Here is a 15,589-nt window from a genome sequence, read left to right on the forward strand (position 1 = left end):
TATCCGAACGAGGAGACTATGAATCCGAGCGACCTGCATCCGCCGCACTGGCAGCTTTCCGAACGCGCCCGCAAGCTGACGAGCTCTGCGATCCGCGAGATCCTGAAGGTCACGGAACGCCCCGAGGTCATCTCGTTCGCAGGCGGCCTGCCCGCTCCCGCGACGTTCCCGGCCGAGCGCATGCGCGCCGCGGCCGACCGCGTGCTGCGCGATGCGCCCGCGGCCGCACTCCAGTACAGCGCGACCGAAGGCTACCTGCCGCTGCGCGAATGGATCGCCGAGCGCTACAGCGTGCGCGTGTCGCAGGTGCTGATCACGACCGGCTCGCAGCAGGCGCTCGACCTGCTCGGCAAGGCGCTGATCGATCCGGACAGCCCGATCCTCGTCGAAACTCCGACCTACCTCGGCGCGCTGCAGTCGTTCTCGCTGTACGAGCCGCGCTACGTGCAGGTGCCGACCGACGAGCAGGGCCTGCTGCCCGAAGGCCTCACACCCGCGCTCACGCAAGGCGCGCGCCTCCTGTACGCGCAGCCGAACTTCCAGAACCCGACCGGCCGCCGCCTGCCCGTCGAGCGCCGCCGCGCGCTCGCCGCGTTCGCGCAGTCGAGCCCGTTCCCGGTGCTGGAAGACGACCCGTACGGCGCACTGAACTACCAGGGCGAGCCGCTGCCGACGATGCTGTCGATGGCGCCCGACCATATCGTGCACCTCGGCACGTTCTCGAAGGTGCTCGCGCCGGGCCTGCGGATCGGCTACATCATTGCCCCCGAGGAACTCCACTTCAAGCTCGTGCAGGCCAAGCAGGCCACCGACCTGCACACGCCGACGCTCACGCAGCGCATCGCGCACGAAGTGATCAAGGACGGCTTCCTCGACGAGCACATCCCGACGATCCGCCAGCTGTACGGCGCGCAATGCGAGGCGATGCTCGCGTCGCTCGCGCGCCACATGCCGGAAGGCGTCACGTGGAACCGCCCGGACGGCGGCATGTTCATCTGGGTGAACCTGCCCGCGCAGATCGACAGCATGAAGCTGCTCGAGGCCGCGGTCGCCAACCACGTCGCCTTCGTGCCGGGCGCGCCGTTCTTCGCGAACGACCCGCAGCAGAACACGCTGCGCCTGTCGTTCGTGACGGTGCCGCCGGAGAAGATCGAGGAAGGCGTCGCGCGCCTCGGCAAGCAGCTGCGCGAGCGTCTCTGATCCGCTTTTTCCCTGTCACGACTCTCTACGATCCACGAGGAATCGAATCCATGGCTAACGTCTACGACAAGCTGAAGTCGCTCGGCATCGAGCTCCCGACCGCCGGCGCACCGGCCGCCGCCTACGTGATGAGCGCGCAAAGCGGCAACACGGTCTACCTGTCGGGCCACATCGCGAAGAAGGACGGCAAGGTCTGGGCCGGCAAGCTCGGCGCCGACCTGCAGACGGAAGACGGCAAGGCGGCTGCGCGCGCGATCGCGATCGACCTGCTCGCGACGCTGCACGCGCACACGGGCGACCTGAACAAGGTCACGCGCATCGTGAAGCTGATGAGCCTCGTCAACTCGACGCTCGACTTCACCGAACAGCACGTCGTGACGAACGGTGCGTCGGAACTGATCGCCGAGGTGTTCGGCGAGGCCGGCAAGCACGCGCGTTCGGCGTTCGGCGTCGCGCAGATTCCGCTCGGCGCGTGCGTCGAGATCGAACTGATCGCCGAAGTCGCGTAACGGGGGCATCGAGGTGACCGGTCGTCTCGTCCGCTTCAAGCAGGTCGACGTGTTCACGTCGGTGCCGTTCAAGGGCAACCCGCTCGCCGTGGTGTTCGACGCCGACTCGCTCGGCGACGACGCGATGCTCGCGATCGCCCGCTGGACGAACCTGTCGGAAACCACGTTCGTCTGCACGCCGACCGATCCGGACGCCGACTATCGCGTGCGGATCTTCACGACGGCCGGCGAACTGCCGTTCGCCGGCCACCCGACGCTCGGCACCGCGCATGCATTCCTGGAAAGCGGCGCGCGGCCGCGCACGCCGGGCCGGCTGGTCCAGCAATGCGGGGTCGGCCTGGTCGAACTGCGCGAACAGGCCGATGGCTGGGCATTTGCCGCGCCGCCGGCACGGTTCACGCCGCTCGACCGTTCGGACTACCCGGCACTGGCGGCCGCGTTGCGCAGCGACGCGATCGATCTGGAAGCCGAGCCGTGCGCGATCGACAACGGCGCGCCGTGGCTGGTCGTGCGGCTGAAGTCGGCCGACGCGTGCATCGGCCTGGCGCCCGATCCGGCCGCGCTGGAGGCGCTCACGCGCCGCTACGGCACGGACGGCCTCGCGGTCTACGCGCCGCATGCCGAAGGCGGTCCCGCGACCTTCGAAATCCGCTGCCTGATGACGGGCGGCGACTTCGGCTTCGGCGAGGACCCGGTCACCGGCAGCGCAAACGCCGCGCTGGCCGGGCTGCTGACGCGGCAGGAACGCCGCCCCGGCCAGTCGTATACGGCCCGCCAGGGCACGGCGATCGGCCGCGACGGCCGCATCTTCGTCAGCTATGCCGAAGACGGCACCACGTGGATCGGCGGCCACGTCGTCACGGTCGTCGACGGCACCTTCCGGTCCCCCGTGTAACATTTCGCGATGTGCGATGGCGCCGGCCCGGCCGGCGCCCTACGATTCCCCCGGCTATCGCAAAAACGTTCCAGCCAGTAATATCGGGCCTAATCCGTCGCTTCGGCGGGTCTGTCCATGGTTGCGCATCCCGCGTACGAACAGACGCCGGTGCGACCCCAACCATAGCCGGCCATCCCGACGCGGGATGGCGCACGCGAGCAGGACGCCGCCCTCTTCGATGAGCTCCGCCCGGTCAAACCACCCGTCGCCGAACCGGCCGCTACGCGCGCCACGCAAGTCGCGCCGGCGCGCGCTGTTCGCGATCCCGCTGCTCGGGATGCTCGCGCTCGCGCTGCTGTGGGCCGTGATCATCGCGCGGCTGTCGGTCGAAAAGGACAGCGCGTACAAGGAAGCGGCGGCTTCCGCGGCGATCCTGTCGTCGGCGCTCGAACAGCACACGGTCAAGGCGATCCACCAGGTCGACCAGATCACCCGCTTCGTCAAGTTCGAATTCGAGAAATCGCCCGCGCGCTTCAACCTCGCGAGCACCGTCGAAAAAGGCGTCGTGCCGAGCGACACGCTGATCCAGGTTTCGCTCGTCAACGCGAAGGGCATCCTGTTCGCGAACACGGCCGAACTCCACCCGAAGCCGATCAACCTGTCCGACCGCGAGCACTTCAAGGTCCACCTCGCGCACAACGACGATCGCCTGTACATCAGCAAGCCCGTGCTCGGCCGCGTGTCGAGCCACTGGACGCTGCAGATGACGCGGCGCCTGAACAACCCGGACGGCAGCTTCGCCGGCATCGTCGTGGTGTCGGAAGACCCGAGCTACTTCACGAACGACTTCTACAACAACGCGGCGATCGGCAAGGAAGGCGTGATCTCCGTCGTGTCGGATACGGGTGCCGTGCTCGCGCGGCGCACCGGCTCGCTCAACAACGCACCGGGGGCGTTCTCCGCATCGGGCGTCTATCCGATCGCCGAGCGCGTCACGGGCACGATCATCGACCCGATCGACGGCGTCACGCGCATCGTGTCGTACCGCCACCTCGACGGCTACCCGCTCGCGGTGATGGTCGGGCTGTCGCAGACCGAGGAATACGCGGACTACTACCATACGCGCAACGTCTACCTGCTGATGACGAGCTTCATCACCCTCGCGATGCTCGCGTTCTTCGGCGTCGCGACGGGGCTGATCGGCAAGCTGCTCGGCCGCGAGCGCGAGATGACCCAGCTCGCGGAATACGACCTGCTCACCGGCCTCGCGAACCGTTACGCGACCCTGCGCGGGCTGCGCAACGACGTGTCGATGCCGGCCAGCCTGTCGCGGCTCGGCCTGCTGTTCATCGACCTCGACAACTTCAAGACCGTCAACGACACGCTCGGCCACAACGCCGGCGACATCGTGCTGCAGATGACCGCGTCGCGCCTGTCGGATGCCGTCGGCGACGAAGGCTCGCTCGCACGGATCGGCGGCGACGAGTTCGTCGTCGTGATGAAGGGCGACGACGTCGAACGGCGCGCGGTGCGGCTCGCGGAAGCGATCATCCGGATGTTCGGCGAGCCGTTCGACGTGCGCGGCAGTTCGTTCGTGCTGCATGCGAGCATCGGCATCGCGCTGCACACCGTCGCGAACGAAAGCGAAATCGACCTGCTGAAGAAGGCCGACCTCGCGATGTACAGCGCGAAGGATGCGGGCAAGAACTGCTACCAGTTCTACGCGCCGCACCTGTCGCATCGCGCGGATCACCTGATGCGCTGGGAACAGCAACTGCGCGTCGCGCTCGCCGAGGGACAGCTGTTCCTTGCGTACCAGCCGAAGATCGACCTGACGCACCGCACGATCACCGGCTTCGAGGCGCTCGCGCGCTGGGATCACCCCGAGCACGGGGTCATCTCCGCGAACGAATTCATTTCGATCGCCGAATCGACGGGCCTGATCGTGCCGATCGGCGACTTCGTGATCCGCACCGCGTGCGAGCAGATCGCGCGCTGGCGCGACGACGGCCACGACACGCTGACGCTCGCGGTCAACATCTCGCCGGTACAGTTCTGGCGCGGCGACCTGATCGAGACGATTTCGCAGGCGCTGCAGGACACCGGCATCGACGCGAACCGGCTCGAGCTCGAGATCACCGAGACCGCGATGATGGAATATCCGGAGCTCGTGTCCGAGAAGATCGTCGCGTTGAAGAAGCTCGGCATCCGGATCGCGCTCGACGACTTCGGCACCGGCTACTCGTCGCTGTCGTACCTGCACCGCTTCTCCGTCGATACGTTGAAGGTCGACCGCTCGTTCGTGCAGGCGATCCCGAACGATCGCAGCGTGTGCGTGATGGTGTCGTCGATCGTGCATCTCGCGCGCTCGCTCGGCCTGACGGTCGTCGTCGAAGGCACCGAAACCGAGGAGCAGATCGCATGGCTGTCCGCGCTCGGCGAGATCGAGGCGCAGGGCTTCCTGTTCTCGCGCCCCGTGCCGGCCGACGCGATCCCCGCGCTGATCGCGCGCTTCGGCGTGCGCGGCAACCGGCCGAACGTCCTCGCGCACCGCGCGACCGGCAGCACCGGCGCCTGAACCCGCAACCTGCAACCCGCACGGCCCATGTTGCGCGGCACATCGATCATTTCGGCTTCCGATGCGGTTGTTTAGTTCATTTACTAGCGTTTTCGCGCATGGCAGTGTCATGACTCGCGGCGGACAATCGGGAGGGCCATCGTGTCGGCGGGCCGCCGGCACGTCCCTATGCGCGAGACCAGGCCCGGCGCCAACCGCAACACCATCATGACCACCGTCGAAGTCGAAGCGGCCGAACGTGTCGAACAGGCACAGGCATCCCTGTGGGCCTTGTTCAAGGTCGTCGCCGGCATTTCCGCGCTGTCGTGGGGTGGGCTTTCGATGATGGCGCAGCTCGAACGCCACTACGTCGAGCGGTGGCAGCGCATCGAGCCGCACGTATTCGCCGATCTCGTCGCCCTTGCATGGCTCGTGCCAGGCCCCGTCGGCTGTAATGTCGCCGTGCAGGTCGGCCAGACGCTGCACGGCCGCGCAGGCGCCTGGGTCGCCGGCATCGCGAGCGTCCTTCCGTTCTCCGTGCTGATGACGCTGTTTGCGATCTTCTACCGCACGCCGGTCGTGCGCTCGCTGGCCGCGCCGGTGCTGATCAATCACTTCGGGATGGTGCTTGCCGCGCTGATCGGCGTCACGTGGGTCAAGCAGTGGCGCGCGCTCGCGCGCACGCGGCTCGAACAGGTGATCGCCGCGCTGTCGACGATTCTGCTCGCTTTCGCGCATAGTCCGGCCGCTTTCGTCGGGATTCTTTTTGCTGCGTTTGCAGCAGGCTGGCTCACCGGGCCGCCGCAACACGCCACGGTCGACGTCACGCTGTCGAAACGCGACCGCAACCTGCTCGTGCTGCTGGCCGTACTCGTCGCGGTATTCGCACTGCCGCTGCCCGGCGACTACCAGGAGACGCTGCTGTGGCCGCGGCTCGCCGGCGCCGGCATGACGCTGTTCGGCGGCGGATTCTCCGCGCTGCCCGTGCTCAAGACGCTGTTCGTGTCGCCGGCCACCGGCATCTCCGATCGCGACTTCACGCTCGCGTTCGCGCTGTCGCCGGTGGCGCCCGGCCCGCTGCTGAACGTCGTGCCGTTTCTCGGCTACCTGACCGACGGCTGGAGCGGTGCGCTGCTCGCGACCGCCGCGCTGTTCATTCCGTCGGGATGTCTCGTCGTGTTCGCGCAGAACCATCTGTTCCGGCTCAAGCGCCATTCGCGCTTCGAGCACGGGATGCGCCTGCTGCGCGCGGCGACGACGGGCTTTCTCGTCGTCGCCGTCGTGAAGATCCTGCATCGCGAACCGGCCGATCCCGTCTATTGGCTCACGGGCGCCTTCGCGACGCTGTGCTTCACGCGCTTCAAGGTGCCCGTGTATGCCGTCTACGGTGCGGTCGCGATCGCATGCGGCGTGTGGCTGTGGGCCGTCGCGCACTGACGGCCGGCCCCGGTCGCCGCCCGCGCCGCCGGACGCTTGCCGCTCAGCCGGCCGGTACCGCGACGCGACGTGCGGCCCAGCGTGCGCGCAGCGCGTCGTACGCGAGATTGAAGCAGAACGTGTAAGGCAGGAAGAACAGCACGATGCCGAGGTCGAGCAGCAGCGCCTCGACGAGGCTCACGTTCAGCCACCACGCGGCGACCGGCACCACCATCGCGACGAGACCAAGCTCGAACGCGACCGCATGCGCGATCCGCATGCCGAGCGTGCGCGTGAGGCCCGCCCGCCGCTCGAAGCGGTCGAACAGCGTGTTGAACGTCATGTTCCAGGCCATCGCGATCAGCGACACCATCACCGTCAGCACGCCGACGTGCGACACCGGCATGTCGAGCAGCCACGCACCGATCGGCGCGCACAGCGCGATCGCCACCAGCTCGAACGTCAGCGCATGAACGAGACGTTCCGTCACCGTTTTGTTGATCTGTTTCATGGTTCCCTCCGATGCGTTCGTACAATCGATGTCGGCCATTTTGATCGGCGAAACCGCATGAATCCAGTTTGATATCATCGGTTTTACCGATATAAAGCCCTGAGACCCGCCGCATGCGCCATGCCCCCGAAGCCCTGCTCGCCTTCGCCGAAGCCGCGCTGCTCGGCTCGTTCACGGCCGCTGCCCGCAAGCTCGGCAAGCGCCAGTCGACGGTGTCCGAAGCGATCGCGAACCTCGAGATCGATCTCGGCGTGCAGCTGTTCGACCGCTCGACGCGCACACCGACGCTGACCGATGCCGGCCGCGCGCTGCTCCCGCAGGTGCAGCGTGCGCTGGAGGCCGGCGCGGCGATCGACCGCACCGCCGCGCGGCTCGCGCAGGGCGAGGAAGCGCGGCTGACGCTCGTCGTGTCCGACACGTACCAGTCGAAGCGTTACGAGGAGACCTTGATGGCGCTCGAGCGGCGCTTTCCGGCGCTCGAGCTCGAATGCCAGATTGCCGAGCACGAGGACGTGCTCGACCTGATCCAGCAGGGCCGCGCACAGCTCGGGCTGATGGCCGCGCGCGCGGTCTATCCGCCGGATATCGGCGCGGCGACGGTGGCGGAAGAGTCGGAGATCGGCCTGTTCGTCGGGCGCACGCACGCGCTGGCGGCCTATGGCGACGCCGACGTGCCGCATGCGGCGCTGCGCGACGCGCGCGAGCTGCGCCTCAATACGTATGTGAAACCGGAGGATCGCGGCGCCGCCGACCGGATGGTCGTCGGCACGCAGCGCTGGCTCGCGCCGAGCTACCTGATGCTGCTGGAGATGGCGGTGCTGGGGTTCGGCTGGGCCGAGCTGCCGCGCTGGATGGTCGAGCACTTCGCGCGCGATCGGCTGTGCGAGCTGCGCGCGCGCGGCTGGCCGCGCCGCGTGCGGGTCGATGCCGTGTGGTCGCGCAACCGGCCGCTCGGCCCGGCTGGCGCGTGGCTGCTCGACGCGATGCTGGCCGCGTAGCGGCGCGCGGCACCGCGCCGGCGGCGAGCGCCGAACGGCGCCGCGCAATCAGAGGCCGGCGAGGCGATCAGAAGCCGCGCGACAGCACGGCCGCGCCGATCGTCACGACGCCGAGCACGAGGTTGACGACGACCAGCAGGCGCACCGTGTTCACCGCGCGCGCACCGTCCGGCCAGTTCTGCGCCTGCACCGCGCGGCGGATGCGCGGGAACAGCGCGAAGCGGATATGGCCGAAGATCAGCATCATCACGACGCCGAGCCCCGCCATCGCATGCAGCGTCCACGTCGCGTGCGCGCCGCCGAAGGCCGTGAGCAGGAAACCGCCGGACAGCAGGATCACGATCACCGAGCCCGACACCCAGTTGAAGAAGCGGCCGAACACGCCCTCGATCAGCGGCAGCCGCAGCTGTGGCGTCAGGTCGGACAGCGCCGGGCGCAGGCAGAAGTGCGCGAAGACCATCCCGCCCACCCACACGGCGACGGCCAGCAGATGAAGAAACAGCGCGACGGCAACGGCGTGGGACATGGCGGCAATCCTGTTATGAGTTGAGTGCAACGAACAGCCGCGTCACGCGCGGTCTCGAGCGACGTTCGACCGGCGGACCGCCGGTCGGTTCAGACCCCTGGCGCTATTTCACAATATTTGCAAGTTCCGCGTGACGGCGCCACGCTCGCTTTCCTGCATGCGTCGCCCCAAAAGAAACAGGCCGCACGCCCGCCGAAGCGGAGGTGCGGCCTTCGATGCCGGTCGAACCGGCGACCGGGTGCGGCGTCAGACGAGCAGCGGACGCAGCTCGTTGACGACCTTGAGCTTCGTTTCCGGCGCGCGGCCCTTGCGTGCGCGCTTGCCGACGTGCGGCGCGAGCCCCGCGTACGACAGCGTTTCGTCCTGCGCCTTGCCGCCGCGACCGGTGCCGATCAGCACGACGCCGGCCGGGTCGATCGCGAGCGCCTGCACGAGCGTTTCCTTGTCGTCGAGCGCCATCAGGATCACGCCGCGGCCGCCGCCCGACAGCGTCTTCATCTCGTCCATCCCGAACACCAGCAGCCGGCCGCCGCTCGACAGACACGCGACCTGCGTCGCGTTCGGCAGTACCGGCATCGGCGCGAGCGGCACCGCGCCTGCATCGATCGTCATGAACGACTTGCCGGCCTTCACGCGGCTCACCATGTCGCCGACCTTCGCGAGGAAGCCGAAGCCGTTGCTCGACGCGAGCAACAGTTGCTGATCGGCCGGCGCCGCGTAGTAGTGCATCAGGTGCGAGCCCGATTCGAGCTCGATCAGCGACGTGACCGGCACGCCGTCGCCGCGCCCGCCCGGCAGCACCGACACGTCGACCGAGTACACGCGGCCGCTGCTGCCCCATGCGATCAGGCGATCGGGCGTGCGGCACTGGAACGCCGCATACAGGTGATCGCCGGCCTTGAACGTGAAGCCGGCCGGGTCGAGCCCGTGGCCCTTCAGCGCGCGCACCCAACCCTTCTGCGACACGACGACCGTCACCGGCTCGTCGACGACCTTCGCCTCGAACGTCGCGCGCTTTTCCTGCTGGATCAGCGTGCGGCGATCGTCGCCGTACTGCTTCGCGTCGGCCTCGATCTCCTTGATCATCAGCCGCTTCATCGCGCTTTCGTTCGCGAGCAGTTCCTCGAGCTTCGCCTTCTCGTCGCGCAGCGCCTCGAGCTCCTTCTCGATCTTGATCTTCTCGAGCCGCGCGAGCTGACGCAGGCGGATTTCGAGGATGTCTTCCGCCTGGCGGTCGGAGAGGCCGAACGCGCTCATCAGCGCGGCCTTCGGCTCGTCCGACTCGCGGATGATGCGGATCACCTCGTCGATGTTCAGGAAGACGATCATCCGCCCTTCGAGGATGTGGATGCGGTCGTCGACCTTCGCGAGACGATGGCGGCAGCGGCGCGTCATCGTCAGCTGGCGGAACTTCACCCACTCGTCGAGGATCGTCAGCAGCCCCTTCTGGCCCGGCCGGCCGTCGGCGCCGATCATCACGAGGTTCAGCGTCGCGTTCGATTCGAGGCTCGTGTACGCGAGCAGCGTGTTCACGAATTCCGTCTGGTCGATCGTGCGCGACTTCGGCTCGAACACGAGCCGCACCGCCGCCTCCTTGCCCGACTCGTCGCGCACCGCGTCGAGCAGGTCGAGCATCGCCTTCTTGGTGTTGAGCTGCTCGGGCGTGAGCGTCTTCTTGCCGAGCTTGAGCTTCGGGTTGGTCAGCTCCTCGATTTCCTCGAGCACCTTCTGGCCCGACGTGTTCGGCGGCAGCTCGGTGACGACGAGTTGCCACTGGCCGCGCGCGAGATCCTCGATCTTCCAGCGCGCGCGCACCTTCAGGCTGCCGCGGCCGGTTTCATAGGCCGCCGCGATCTCGGTGTCGCTCGAGATGATCTGGCCGCCGCCCGGGAAGTCCGGGCCGGGGATCAGGTTCATCAGCTCCGCGTGCGTGAGCTTCGGATTGCGGATCAACGCGACCGCCGCCGCCGCGACCTCGCGCAGGTTGTGCGACGGGATTTCGGTGGCGAGACCGACCGCGATGCCCGACGCGCCGTTCAGCAGCACGAACGGCATGCGGCTCGGCAGCGTCTTCGGCTCCTCGAACGAGCCGTCGTAGTTCGGCATGAAGTCGACCGTGCCCTGGTCGATCTCGTCGAGCAGCAGCTTCGAGATCGGCGTGAGCCGCGCTTCGGTGTAGCGCATCGCCGCCGCGCCGTCGCCGTCGCGCGAGCCGAAGTTGCCCTGTCCGTCGATCAGCGGATAGCGCAGCGAGAAATCCTGCGCGAGACGCACGAGCGCGTCATACGCCGACTGGTCGCCGTGTGGGTGATATTTACCGAGCACGTCGCCGACCACGCGCGCCGACTTCACCGGCTTCGCGTCGGGGCCAAGGCCCATTTCGTTCATCGCGAACAGGATCCGGCGCTGCACCGGCTTCTGGCCGTCGCACACGTCGGGCAGCGCGCGGCTCTTCACGACGCTGACCGCGTAGCTGAGGTACGCCTGCTCCGCGTAGTTGCCGAGCGTCAGCGCATCGGCTTCCGGTGCGTCGGACCCGGCGAAGAGATCGGAAGTATTGTCGTCCATCTGTATTCCGTATTCGTAAGTGGCGTGAGGCCGGGCCGGGCGTCATGCCCGGCCGCGCGGGTTTAGATGTCCGCTTCGACGTCGTTGCCCTTTTCCTCGAGCCAGCCGCGTCGCGCGGCTGCCTCGCCCTTGCCCATCAGCATCGTCATGCGCGCAACCGTCGCCTCGTAGTCGAGTTCGCCGAGCTTCACCGGCATCAGGCGGCGCGTGTCGGGATTCATCGTCGTGTCCCACAGCTGCTCCGCGCTCATTTCGCCGAGACCCTTGAAGCGGCTGATGCTCCACTGCGTTTCGCGCACGCCGTCCTTGCGCAGCTTGTCGAGCGTTGCCTCGAGTTCGCCGTCGTCGAGCGCATAGAGCTTCTGCGCGGGCTTCTTGCCGCGCGCAGGCGCATCGACGCGGAACAGCGGCGGCCGCGCGACATGCACGTGACCGCGCTCGATCAGCTGCGGGAAATGCTTGAAGAACAGCGTGAGCAGCAGCACCTGGATGTGCGAGCCGTCGACGTCCGCGTCCGACAGGATGCAGATCTTGCCGTAACGCAGGTTCGACAGGTCGACGGTGTCGTCCGGGCTGTGCGGATCGACGCCGATCGCGACCGAGATGTCGTGCACCTCGTTGTTCGCGAACAGGCGATCGCGCTCGGTTTCCCACGTGTTCAGCACCTTGCCGCGCAGCGGCAGGATCGCCTGGTATTCCTTGTCGCGGCCCATCTTCGCGGAACCGCCCGCCGAGTCGCCCTCGACCAGGAACAGTTCGTTGCGCGCGATGTCTTCCGTCTCGCAATCGGTCAGCTTGCCCGGCAGCACCGCGACGCCCGAGCTCTTGCGCTTCTCGACCTTCTGGCCCGCGCGCGTGCGCGCCTGGGCCTGCTTGATCACGAGTTCGGCAAGCTTCTTGCCGTGCTCGACGTGCTGGTTCAGCCACAGTTCGAGCGCCGGACGCGAGAACGACGACACGAGCTTCACCGCGTCGCGGCTGTTCAGGCGTTCCTTGATCTGCCCCTGGAACTGCGGATCGAGCACCTTCGCGGACAGCACGAACGACACGCGCGCGAACACGTCTTCCGCGAGCAGCTTCACGCCCTTCGGCTGCAGGTTGTGCAGTTCGACGAAGCTCTTCACCGCCTGGTAGAGGCCGTCGCGCAGGCCCGACTCGTGCGTGCCGCCGGCCGGCGTCGGGATCAGGTTCACGTACGACTCGCGCACGAGCGAACCTTCCTCGCTCCATGCGACGACCCACGACGCGCCCTCGCCCTCGGCGAAGGTTTCGTCGGTCGAACGCGCATCGGCGAAACGCTCGCCTTCGAACAGCGGGATCAGCAGCTCGCTGCCGTTCATCTCGTCGAGCAGGTAGCCGCGCAGGCCGTCCTCGTATTTCCATGCCTGGCGCTCGCCGGTCTTCTCGTTGACGAGCACGACCTCGACGCCCGGCAGCAGCACGGCCTTCGAGCGCAGCAGACGCTGCAGCTCGCCGAGCGGCAGGTTCGGCGAATCGAAGTACTTCGGATTCGGCCACACCTGCACGCGCGTGCCGGATTTCTTCTCGCCGCGGCCCGCGCCTTGCGTCGCGAGCGGCTTCACGACGTCGCCGTCGGCGAAGCCGAGTTCGGCGATCTTGCCGTCGCGCCAGACCGTCACGTCGAGACGCGTCGCGAGCGCGTTCGTCACCGACACGCCGACACCGTGCAGGCCGCCCGAGAACGTGTACGCGCCGCCGGCGGCCTTGTCGAACTTGCCGCCTGCGTGCAGGCGCGTGAACACGATCTCGACGACCGGCACGCCCTCTTCGGGGTGGATGCCGAACGGAATGCCGCGACCGTCGTCCTCGACCGACACCGACTGGTCGGCGTGCAGCGTGACCGTGATCTGCTTGCCGTAGCCGCCGAGCGCCTCGTCGGACGCGTTGTCGATGACTTCCTGGATGATGTGCAGCGGATTTTCGGTACGGGTGTACATGCCGGGCCGCTGCTTGACCGGCTCGAGGCCCTTGAGCACCTTGATCGATGCTTCGCTATAGGCCGCGCTGGGCTTCTTCGTTGACATAGGCGCTGAATTTCGTCATTCATCGGGACGTTGTCCACACCTCGTGTGGATAACGTCGTGGACAAAACGTTGAGTTCCGTAAAAAAGCGAATCGAAACAACGGTGTGCTTGGACTGCTCCGAAAGCGGGCGCGCGGCGTGCGCCGAGCGACCCGGGACGCGCGGTATTTTACTGGTTCCGCGTGGCGCGCCGTCGCAAGATCGTCGCACGGCGCTGCCGGCCGCCCGGCCGGCGCTCCGACGCGCCGGGCCGCCACGCGCGGTGCGTCAGACCGGCTTGCGCTTTGCCTCGAGCGTCTCCCACCGCTCGAGCGCGGCGAGGAGCTCGTCGTCGATCGCCGCGAACCGCTCGGTCAGGCGCGTGCCTTCCTGCGGATCCTTCGCGAAGATCGAACCATCTTCGAGTTGCGCGTTGATCGTCTTCTGTTCTTCCTCGAGCGCCGCGATCTTCTCGGGCAGCGCATCGAGTTCGCGCTGCTCGTTGAACGACAGCTTCACCGTGCGCTGCGCGTTGCGGCCGGCCGCGCCTTTCGCCGCGTCTTCCTTGACCGGCGCCGCTTCCTTCACCGCGCGCTTCGCCGCTTCCTGCTGCGCGAGCTGCTGCGAACGCTCGCTCTGGATCTGCCAGTCGGTGAAGCCGCCGACGTATTCGCGCCACTTTCCGTCGCCTTCGGCCGCGATCACCGATGTCACGACGTTGTCGAGGAACGCGCGATCGTGGCTGACGAGCAGCACCGTGCCGTCGTAGTCGGCCAGCAGCTCTTCGAGCAGTTCGAGCGTCGGGATGTCGAGGTCGTTGGTCGGTTCGTCGAGCACCAGCACGTTGGCCGGACGCGCGAACAGGCGCGCGAGCAGCAGCCGGTTGCGCTCGCCGCCCGACAGCGACTTCACCGGCGAGCGCGCACGCTCCGGTGCGAACAGGAAGTCGCCGAGATAGCTCATTACGTGCTTGCGCACGCCGCCGATCTCGACCCATTCGCTACCGGGGCTGATGGTGTCGGCCAGGCTCTTTTCCTGGTCGAGCTGCGCGCGCATCTGGTCGAAATACGCGACCTGCAGGTTCGTGCCGGTGCGCACCGTGCCCGCGTCGGGCTTCAGCTCGCCGAGGATCAGCTTGAGCAGCGTGGTCTTGCCGGCGCCGTTCGGGCCGACGAAGCCGATCTTGTCGCCGCGCATGACCGTCGTCGAGAAGGTGTCGACGACCGTGCGATCGCCGTAGCGCTTCGTCACGTCCGTCAGTTCCGCGACAATCTTGCCCGACTTCTCGCCCTGCGCGACGTCGAGCTTCACGTTGCCCTGCGAATTGCGGCGCTCCGCGCGCTCGTTGCGCATCTGCACCAGCCGCGCGATGCGGCCGACGCTGCGCGTGCGGCGCGCCTCGACGCCCTTGCGGATCCACACTTCTTCCTGCGCGAGCAGCTTGTCGAACTTCTCGTTTTCCACGCGCTCGACTTCGAGCTGCTGCGCCTTGCGCGTCTGGTACGCGGAGAAATTGCCCGGATACGACAGCAGCCGGCCGCGATCGAGCTCGACGATGCGGGTCGCGACGCGGTCGAGGAACGCGCGATCGTGCGTGATGAACAACAGGCCCGCACGCTGCGCGACCAGCAGTTCTTCCAGCCAGCGGATGCCGTCGAAGTCGAGGTGGTTGGTCGGTTCGTCGAGCAGCAGCACGTCGGGCTGCAGCACCAGTGCGCGCGCCAACGCGACGCGTTTCTGCATCCCGCCCGACAATGCGTCGACCTGTGCGTCGCCGTCCGTCAGGCCGATCTGCGCGAGCGTCATCGATACGCGCGTGCGCCAGTTCCATGCGTCGTGCGCATCGAGCGACGACTGCAGCGCGTTCATCCGCGCGAGCAGCGCGTCGTGTTCGGCGCCTTCCGGTGTTTCCGCGAGGCGATGCGCGATCGAATCGTATTCTTCGAGCACTTCGCGCGTGTGCGTGAGCCCCGATGCCACGGCGTCGAACACGGTCGCGCCGGGTTCGAATTCGGGCTCCTGCGGCACATAGACGGTCACGAGCTCCTGCTGGCGCGTAATCAGCCCGTCATCGGGCTTCGCGAGCCCGGCGACGATCTTCAGCAGCGACGACTTGCCCGCGCCGTTGCGACCGATCAGGCCGACGCGCTCGCCGGCCTCCAGCGAGAAGTCCGCGTGATCGAGCAACGCGACGTGACCGAACGCGAGTTGCGCGCCGGTAATGGAATAAAGCGACATGGGGAGACGGCGAAGAGAGAAATCGGAAACGCCCATTGTACCGGTGGCGGACGCCTGCGCCGGGATGGCCGGATGGACTAGGCCGGAGGGCGAATCATTTTGTGCTGCTTAAGCGTTGCGTCAGCGCTGCGTTTTTGCTGCGGCGGCATGATGGCGCGCGCTCGGC

General features: G+C 67.5%; 11 protein-coding genes. 6 read left to right on the forward strand and 5 right to left on the reverse strand.

Annotated elements, in window-relative coordinates; all coding sequences use genetic code 11:
• The first annotated feature begins 18 nt into the window (after positions 1 to 18).
• From U4Z64_RS16870 to U4Z64_RS16890, 5 genes are all read left to right on the forward strand, one after another.
• Entirely contained in the window at positions 19 to 1,200 is a 1,182-nt protein-coding gene (locus U4Z64_RS16870) for a PLP-dependent aminotransferase family protein (RefSeq protein WP_321820528.1), read from the forward strand.
• A gap of 50 nt (positions 1,201 to 1,250) precedes the next feature.
• The gene (locus U4Z64_RS16875) at positions 1,251 to 1,709 is read left to right on the forward strand and encodes a RidA family protein (protein ID WP_321820529.1); all 459 of its coding nucleotides are present in this window, start codon (positions 1,251 to 1,253) and stop codon (positions 1,707 to 1,709) included.
• Positions 1,710 to 1,722: 13 nt separating this feature from the next.
• The gene (locus U4Z64_RS16880; protein ID WP_321820530.1) at positions 1,723 to 2,604 is read left to right on the forward strand and encodes a PhzF family phenazine biosynthesis protein; all 882 of its coding nucleotides are present in this window, start codon (positions 1,723 to 1,725) and stop codon (positions 2,602 to 2,604) included.
• Positions 2,605 to 2,824: 220 nt separating this feature from the next.
• On the forward strand, positions 2,825 to 5,164 hold the full coding sequence (locus U4Z64_RS16885; RefSeq protein ID WP_321820531.1) for an EAL domain-containing protein: 2,340 nt from the start codon (positions 2,825 to 2,827) through the stop codon (positions 5,162 to 5,164).
• A 207-nt stretch (positions 5,165 to 5,371) separates the two neighbouring features.
• Positions 5,372 to 6,580 carry a chromate transporter gene (locus U4Z64_RS16890; protein ID WP_321802091.1) on the forward strand — a complete coding sequence of 403 codons (1,209 nt, stop codon included), beginning with the start codon at positions 5,372 to 5,374 and terminating at the stop codon, positions 6,578 to 6,580.
• 43 nt (positions 6,581 to 6,623) lie between these two features.
• On the opposite strand, the gene U4Z64_RS16895 is transcribed toward U4Z64_RS16890, so the two are convergent.
• Positions 6,624 to 7,070 carry a multidrug/biocide efflux PACE transporter gene (locus U4Z64_RS16895; protein ID WP_321802090.1) on the reverse strand — a complete coding sequence of 149 codons (447 nt, stop codon included), beginning with the start codon at positions 7,068 to 7,070 and terminating at the stop codon, positions 6,624 to 6,626.
• Between the two features lie 113 nt (positions 7,071 to 7,183).
• Between U4Z64_RS16895 and U4Z64_RS16900 the strand changes: the two genes are divergently transcribed.
• Positions 7,184 to 8,068 carry a LysR family transcriptional regulator gene (locus tag U4Z64_RS16900; protein ID WP_321820532.1) on the forward strand — a complete coding sequence of 295 codons (885 nt, stop codon included), beginning with the start codon at positions 7,184 to 7,186 and terminating at the stop codon, positions 8,066 to 8,068.
• Positions 8,069 to 8,135: 67 nt separating this feature from the next.
• Here the strand turns inward: U4Z64_RS16900 and U4Z64_RS16905 are convergent, their stop codons facing one another.
• The 4 genes from U4Z64_RS16905 to U4Z64_RS16920 all read right to left on the reverse strand — a co-directional run bounded on the left by U4Z64_RS16905 (position 8,136) and on the right by U4Z64_RS16920 (position 15,459).
• The gene (locus U4Z64_RS16905; RefSeq protein WP_044846424.1) at positions 8,136 to 8,594 is read right to left on the reverse strand and encodes a CopD family protein; all 459 of its coding nucleotides are present in this window, start codon (positions 8,592 to 8,594) and stop codon (positions 8,136 to 8,138) included.
• A gap of 246 nt (positions 8,595 to 8,840) precedes the next feature.
• Positions 8,841 to 11,162, reverse strand: a complete 2,322-nt coding sequence (gene parC, locus U4Z64_RS16910) for a DNA topoisomerase IV subunit A (protein ID WP_321820533.1) — start codon at positions 11,160 to 11,162, stop codon at positions 8,841 to 8,843.
• A 62-nt stretch (positions 11,163 to 11,224) separates the two neighbouring features.
• Positions 11,225 to 13,207: a DNA topoisomerase IV subunit B gene (locus U4Z64_RS16915; RefSeq protein WP_321820534.1), complete on the reverse strand. Its 1,983-nt coding sequence runs from the start codon at positions 13,205 to 13,207 to the stop codon at positions 11,225 to 11,227.
• 266 nt (positions 13,208 to 13,473) lie between these two features.
• Positions 13,474 to 15,459 carry an ATP-binding cassette domain-containing protein gene (locus tag U4Z64_RS16920; RefSeq protein WP_415750580.1) on the reverse strand — a complete coding sequence of 662 codons (1,986 nt, stop codon included), beginning with the start codon at positions 15,457 to 15,459 and terminating at the stop codon, positions 13,474 to 13,476.
• Between the last annotated feature and the right edge of the window lie 130 nt (positions 15,460 to 15,589).

This window comes from Burkholderia sp. BCC1996, from assembly GCF_905339955.1.
In the GTDB taxonomy this organism is placed as follows: domain Bacteria; phylum Pseudomonadota; class Gammaproteobacteria; order Burkholderiales; family Burkholderiaceae; genus Burkholderia.

What these genes read in the sequence shown, in the direction of transcription:
- U4Z64_RS16875 (WP_321820529.1), top strand. Translation starts at nt 1,251, where the DNA reads ATGGCTAACGTCTACGACAAGCTGAAGTCGCTCGGCATCGAGCTCCCG.
- U4Z64_RS16900 (WP_321820532.1), top strand. Translation starts at nt 7,184, where the DNA reads ATGCGCCATGCCCCCGAAGCCCTGCTCGCCTTCGCCGAAGCCGCGCTG.
- U4Z64_RS16890 (WP_321802091.1), top strand. Translation starts at nt 5,372, where the DNA reads ATGACCACCGTCGAAGTCGAAGCGGCCGAACGTGTCGAACAGGCACAG.
- U4Z64_RS16905 (WP_044846424.1), bottom strand. Translation starts at nt 8,594, where the DNA reads ATGTCCCACGCCGTTGCCGTCGCGCTGTTTCTTCATCTGCTGGCCGTC.
- parC (WP_321820533.1), bottom strand. Translation starts at nt 11,162, where the DNA reads ATGGACGACAATACTTCCGATCTCTTCGCCGGGTCCGACGCACCGGAA.
- U4Z64_RS16915 (WP_321820534.1), bottom strand. Translation starts at nt 13,207, where the DNA reads ATGTCAACGAAGAAGCCCAGCGCGGCCTATAGCGAAGCATCGATCAAG.
- U4Z64_RS16895 (WP_321802090.1), bottom strand. Translation starts at nt 7,070, where the DNA reads ATGAAACAGATCAACAAAACGGTGACGGAACGTCTCGTTCATGCGCTG.
- U4Z64_RS16870 (WP_321820528.1), top strand. Translation starts at nt 19, where the DNA reads ATGAATCCGAGCGACCTGCATCCGCCGCACTGGCAGCTTTCCGAACGC.
- U4Z64_RS16920 (WP_415750580.1), bottom strand. Translation starts at nt 15,459, where the DNA reads ATGGGCGTTTCCGATTTCTCTCTTCGCCGTCTCCCCATGTCGCTTTAT.
- U4Z64_RS16885 (WP_321820531.1), top strand. Translation starts at nt 2,825, where the DNA reads ATGAGCTCCGCCCGGTCAAACCACCCGTCGCCGAACCGGCCGCTACGC.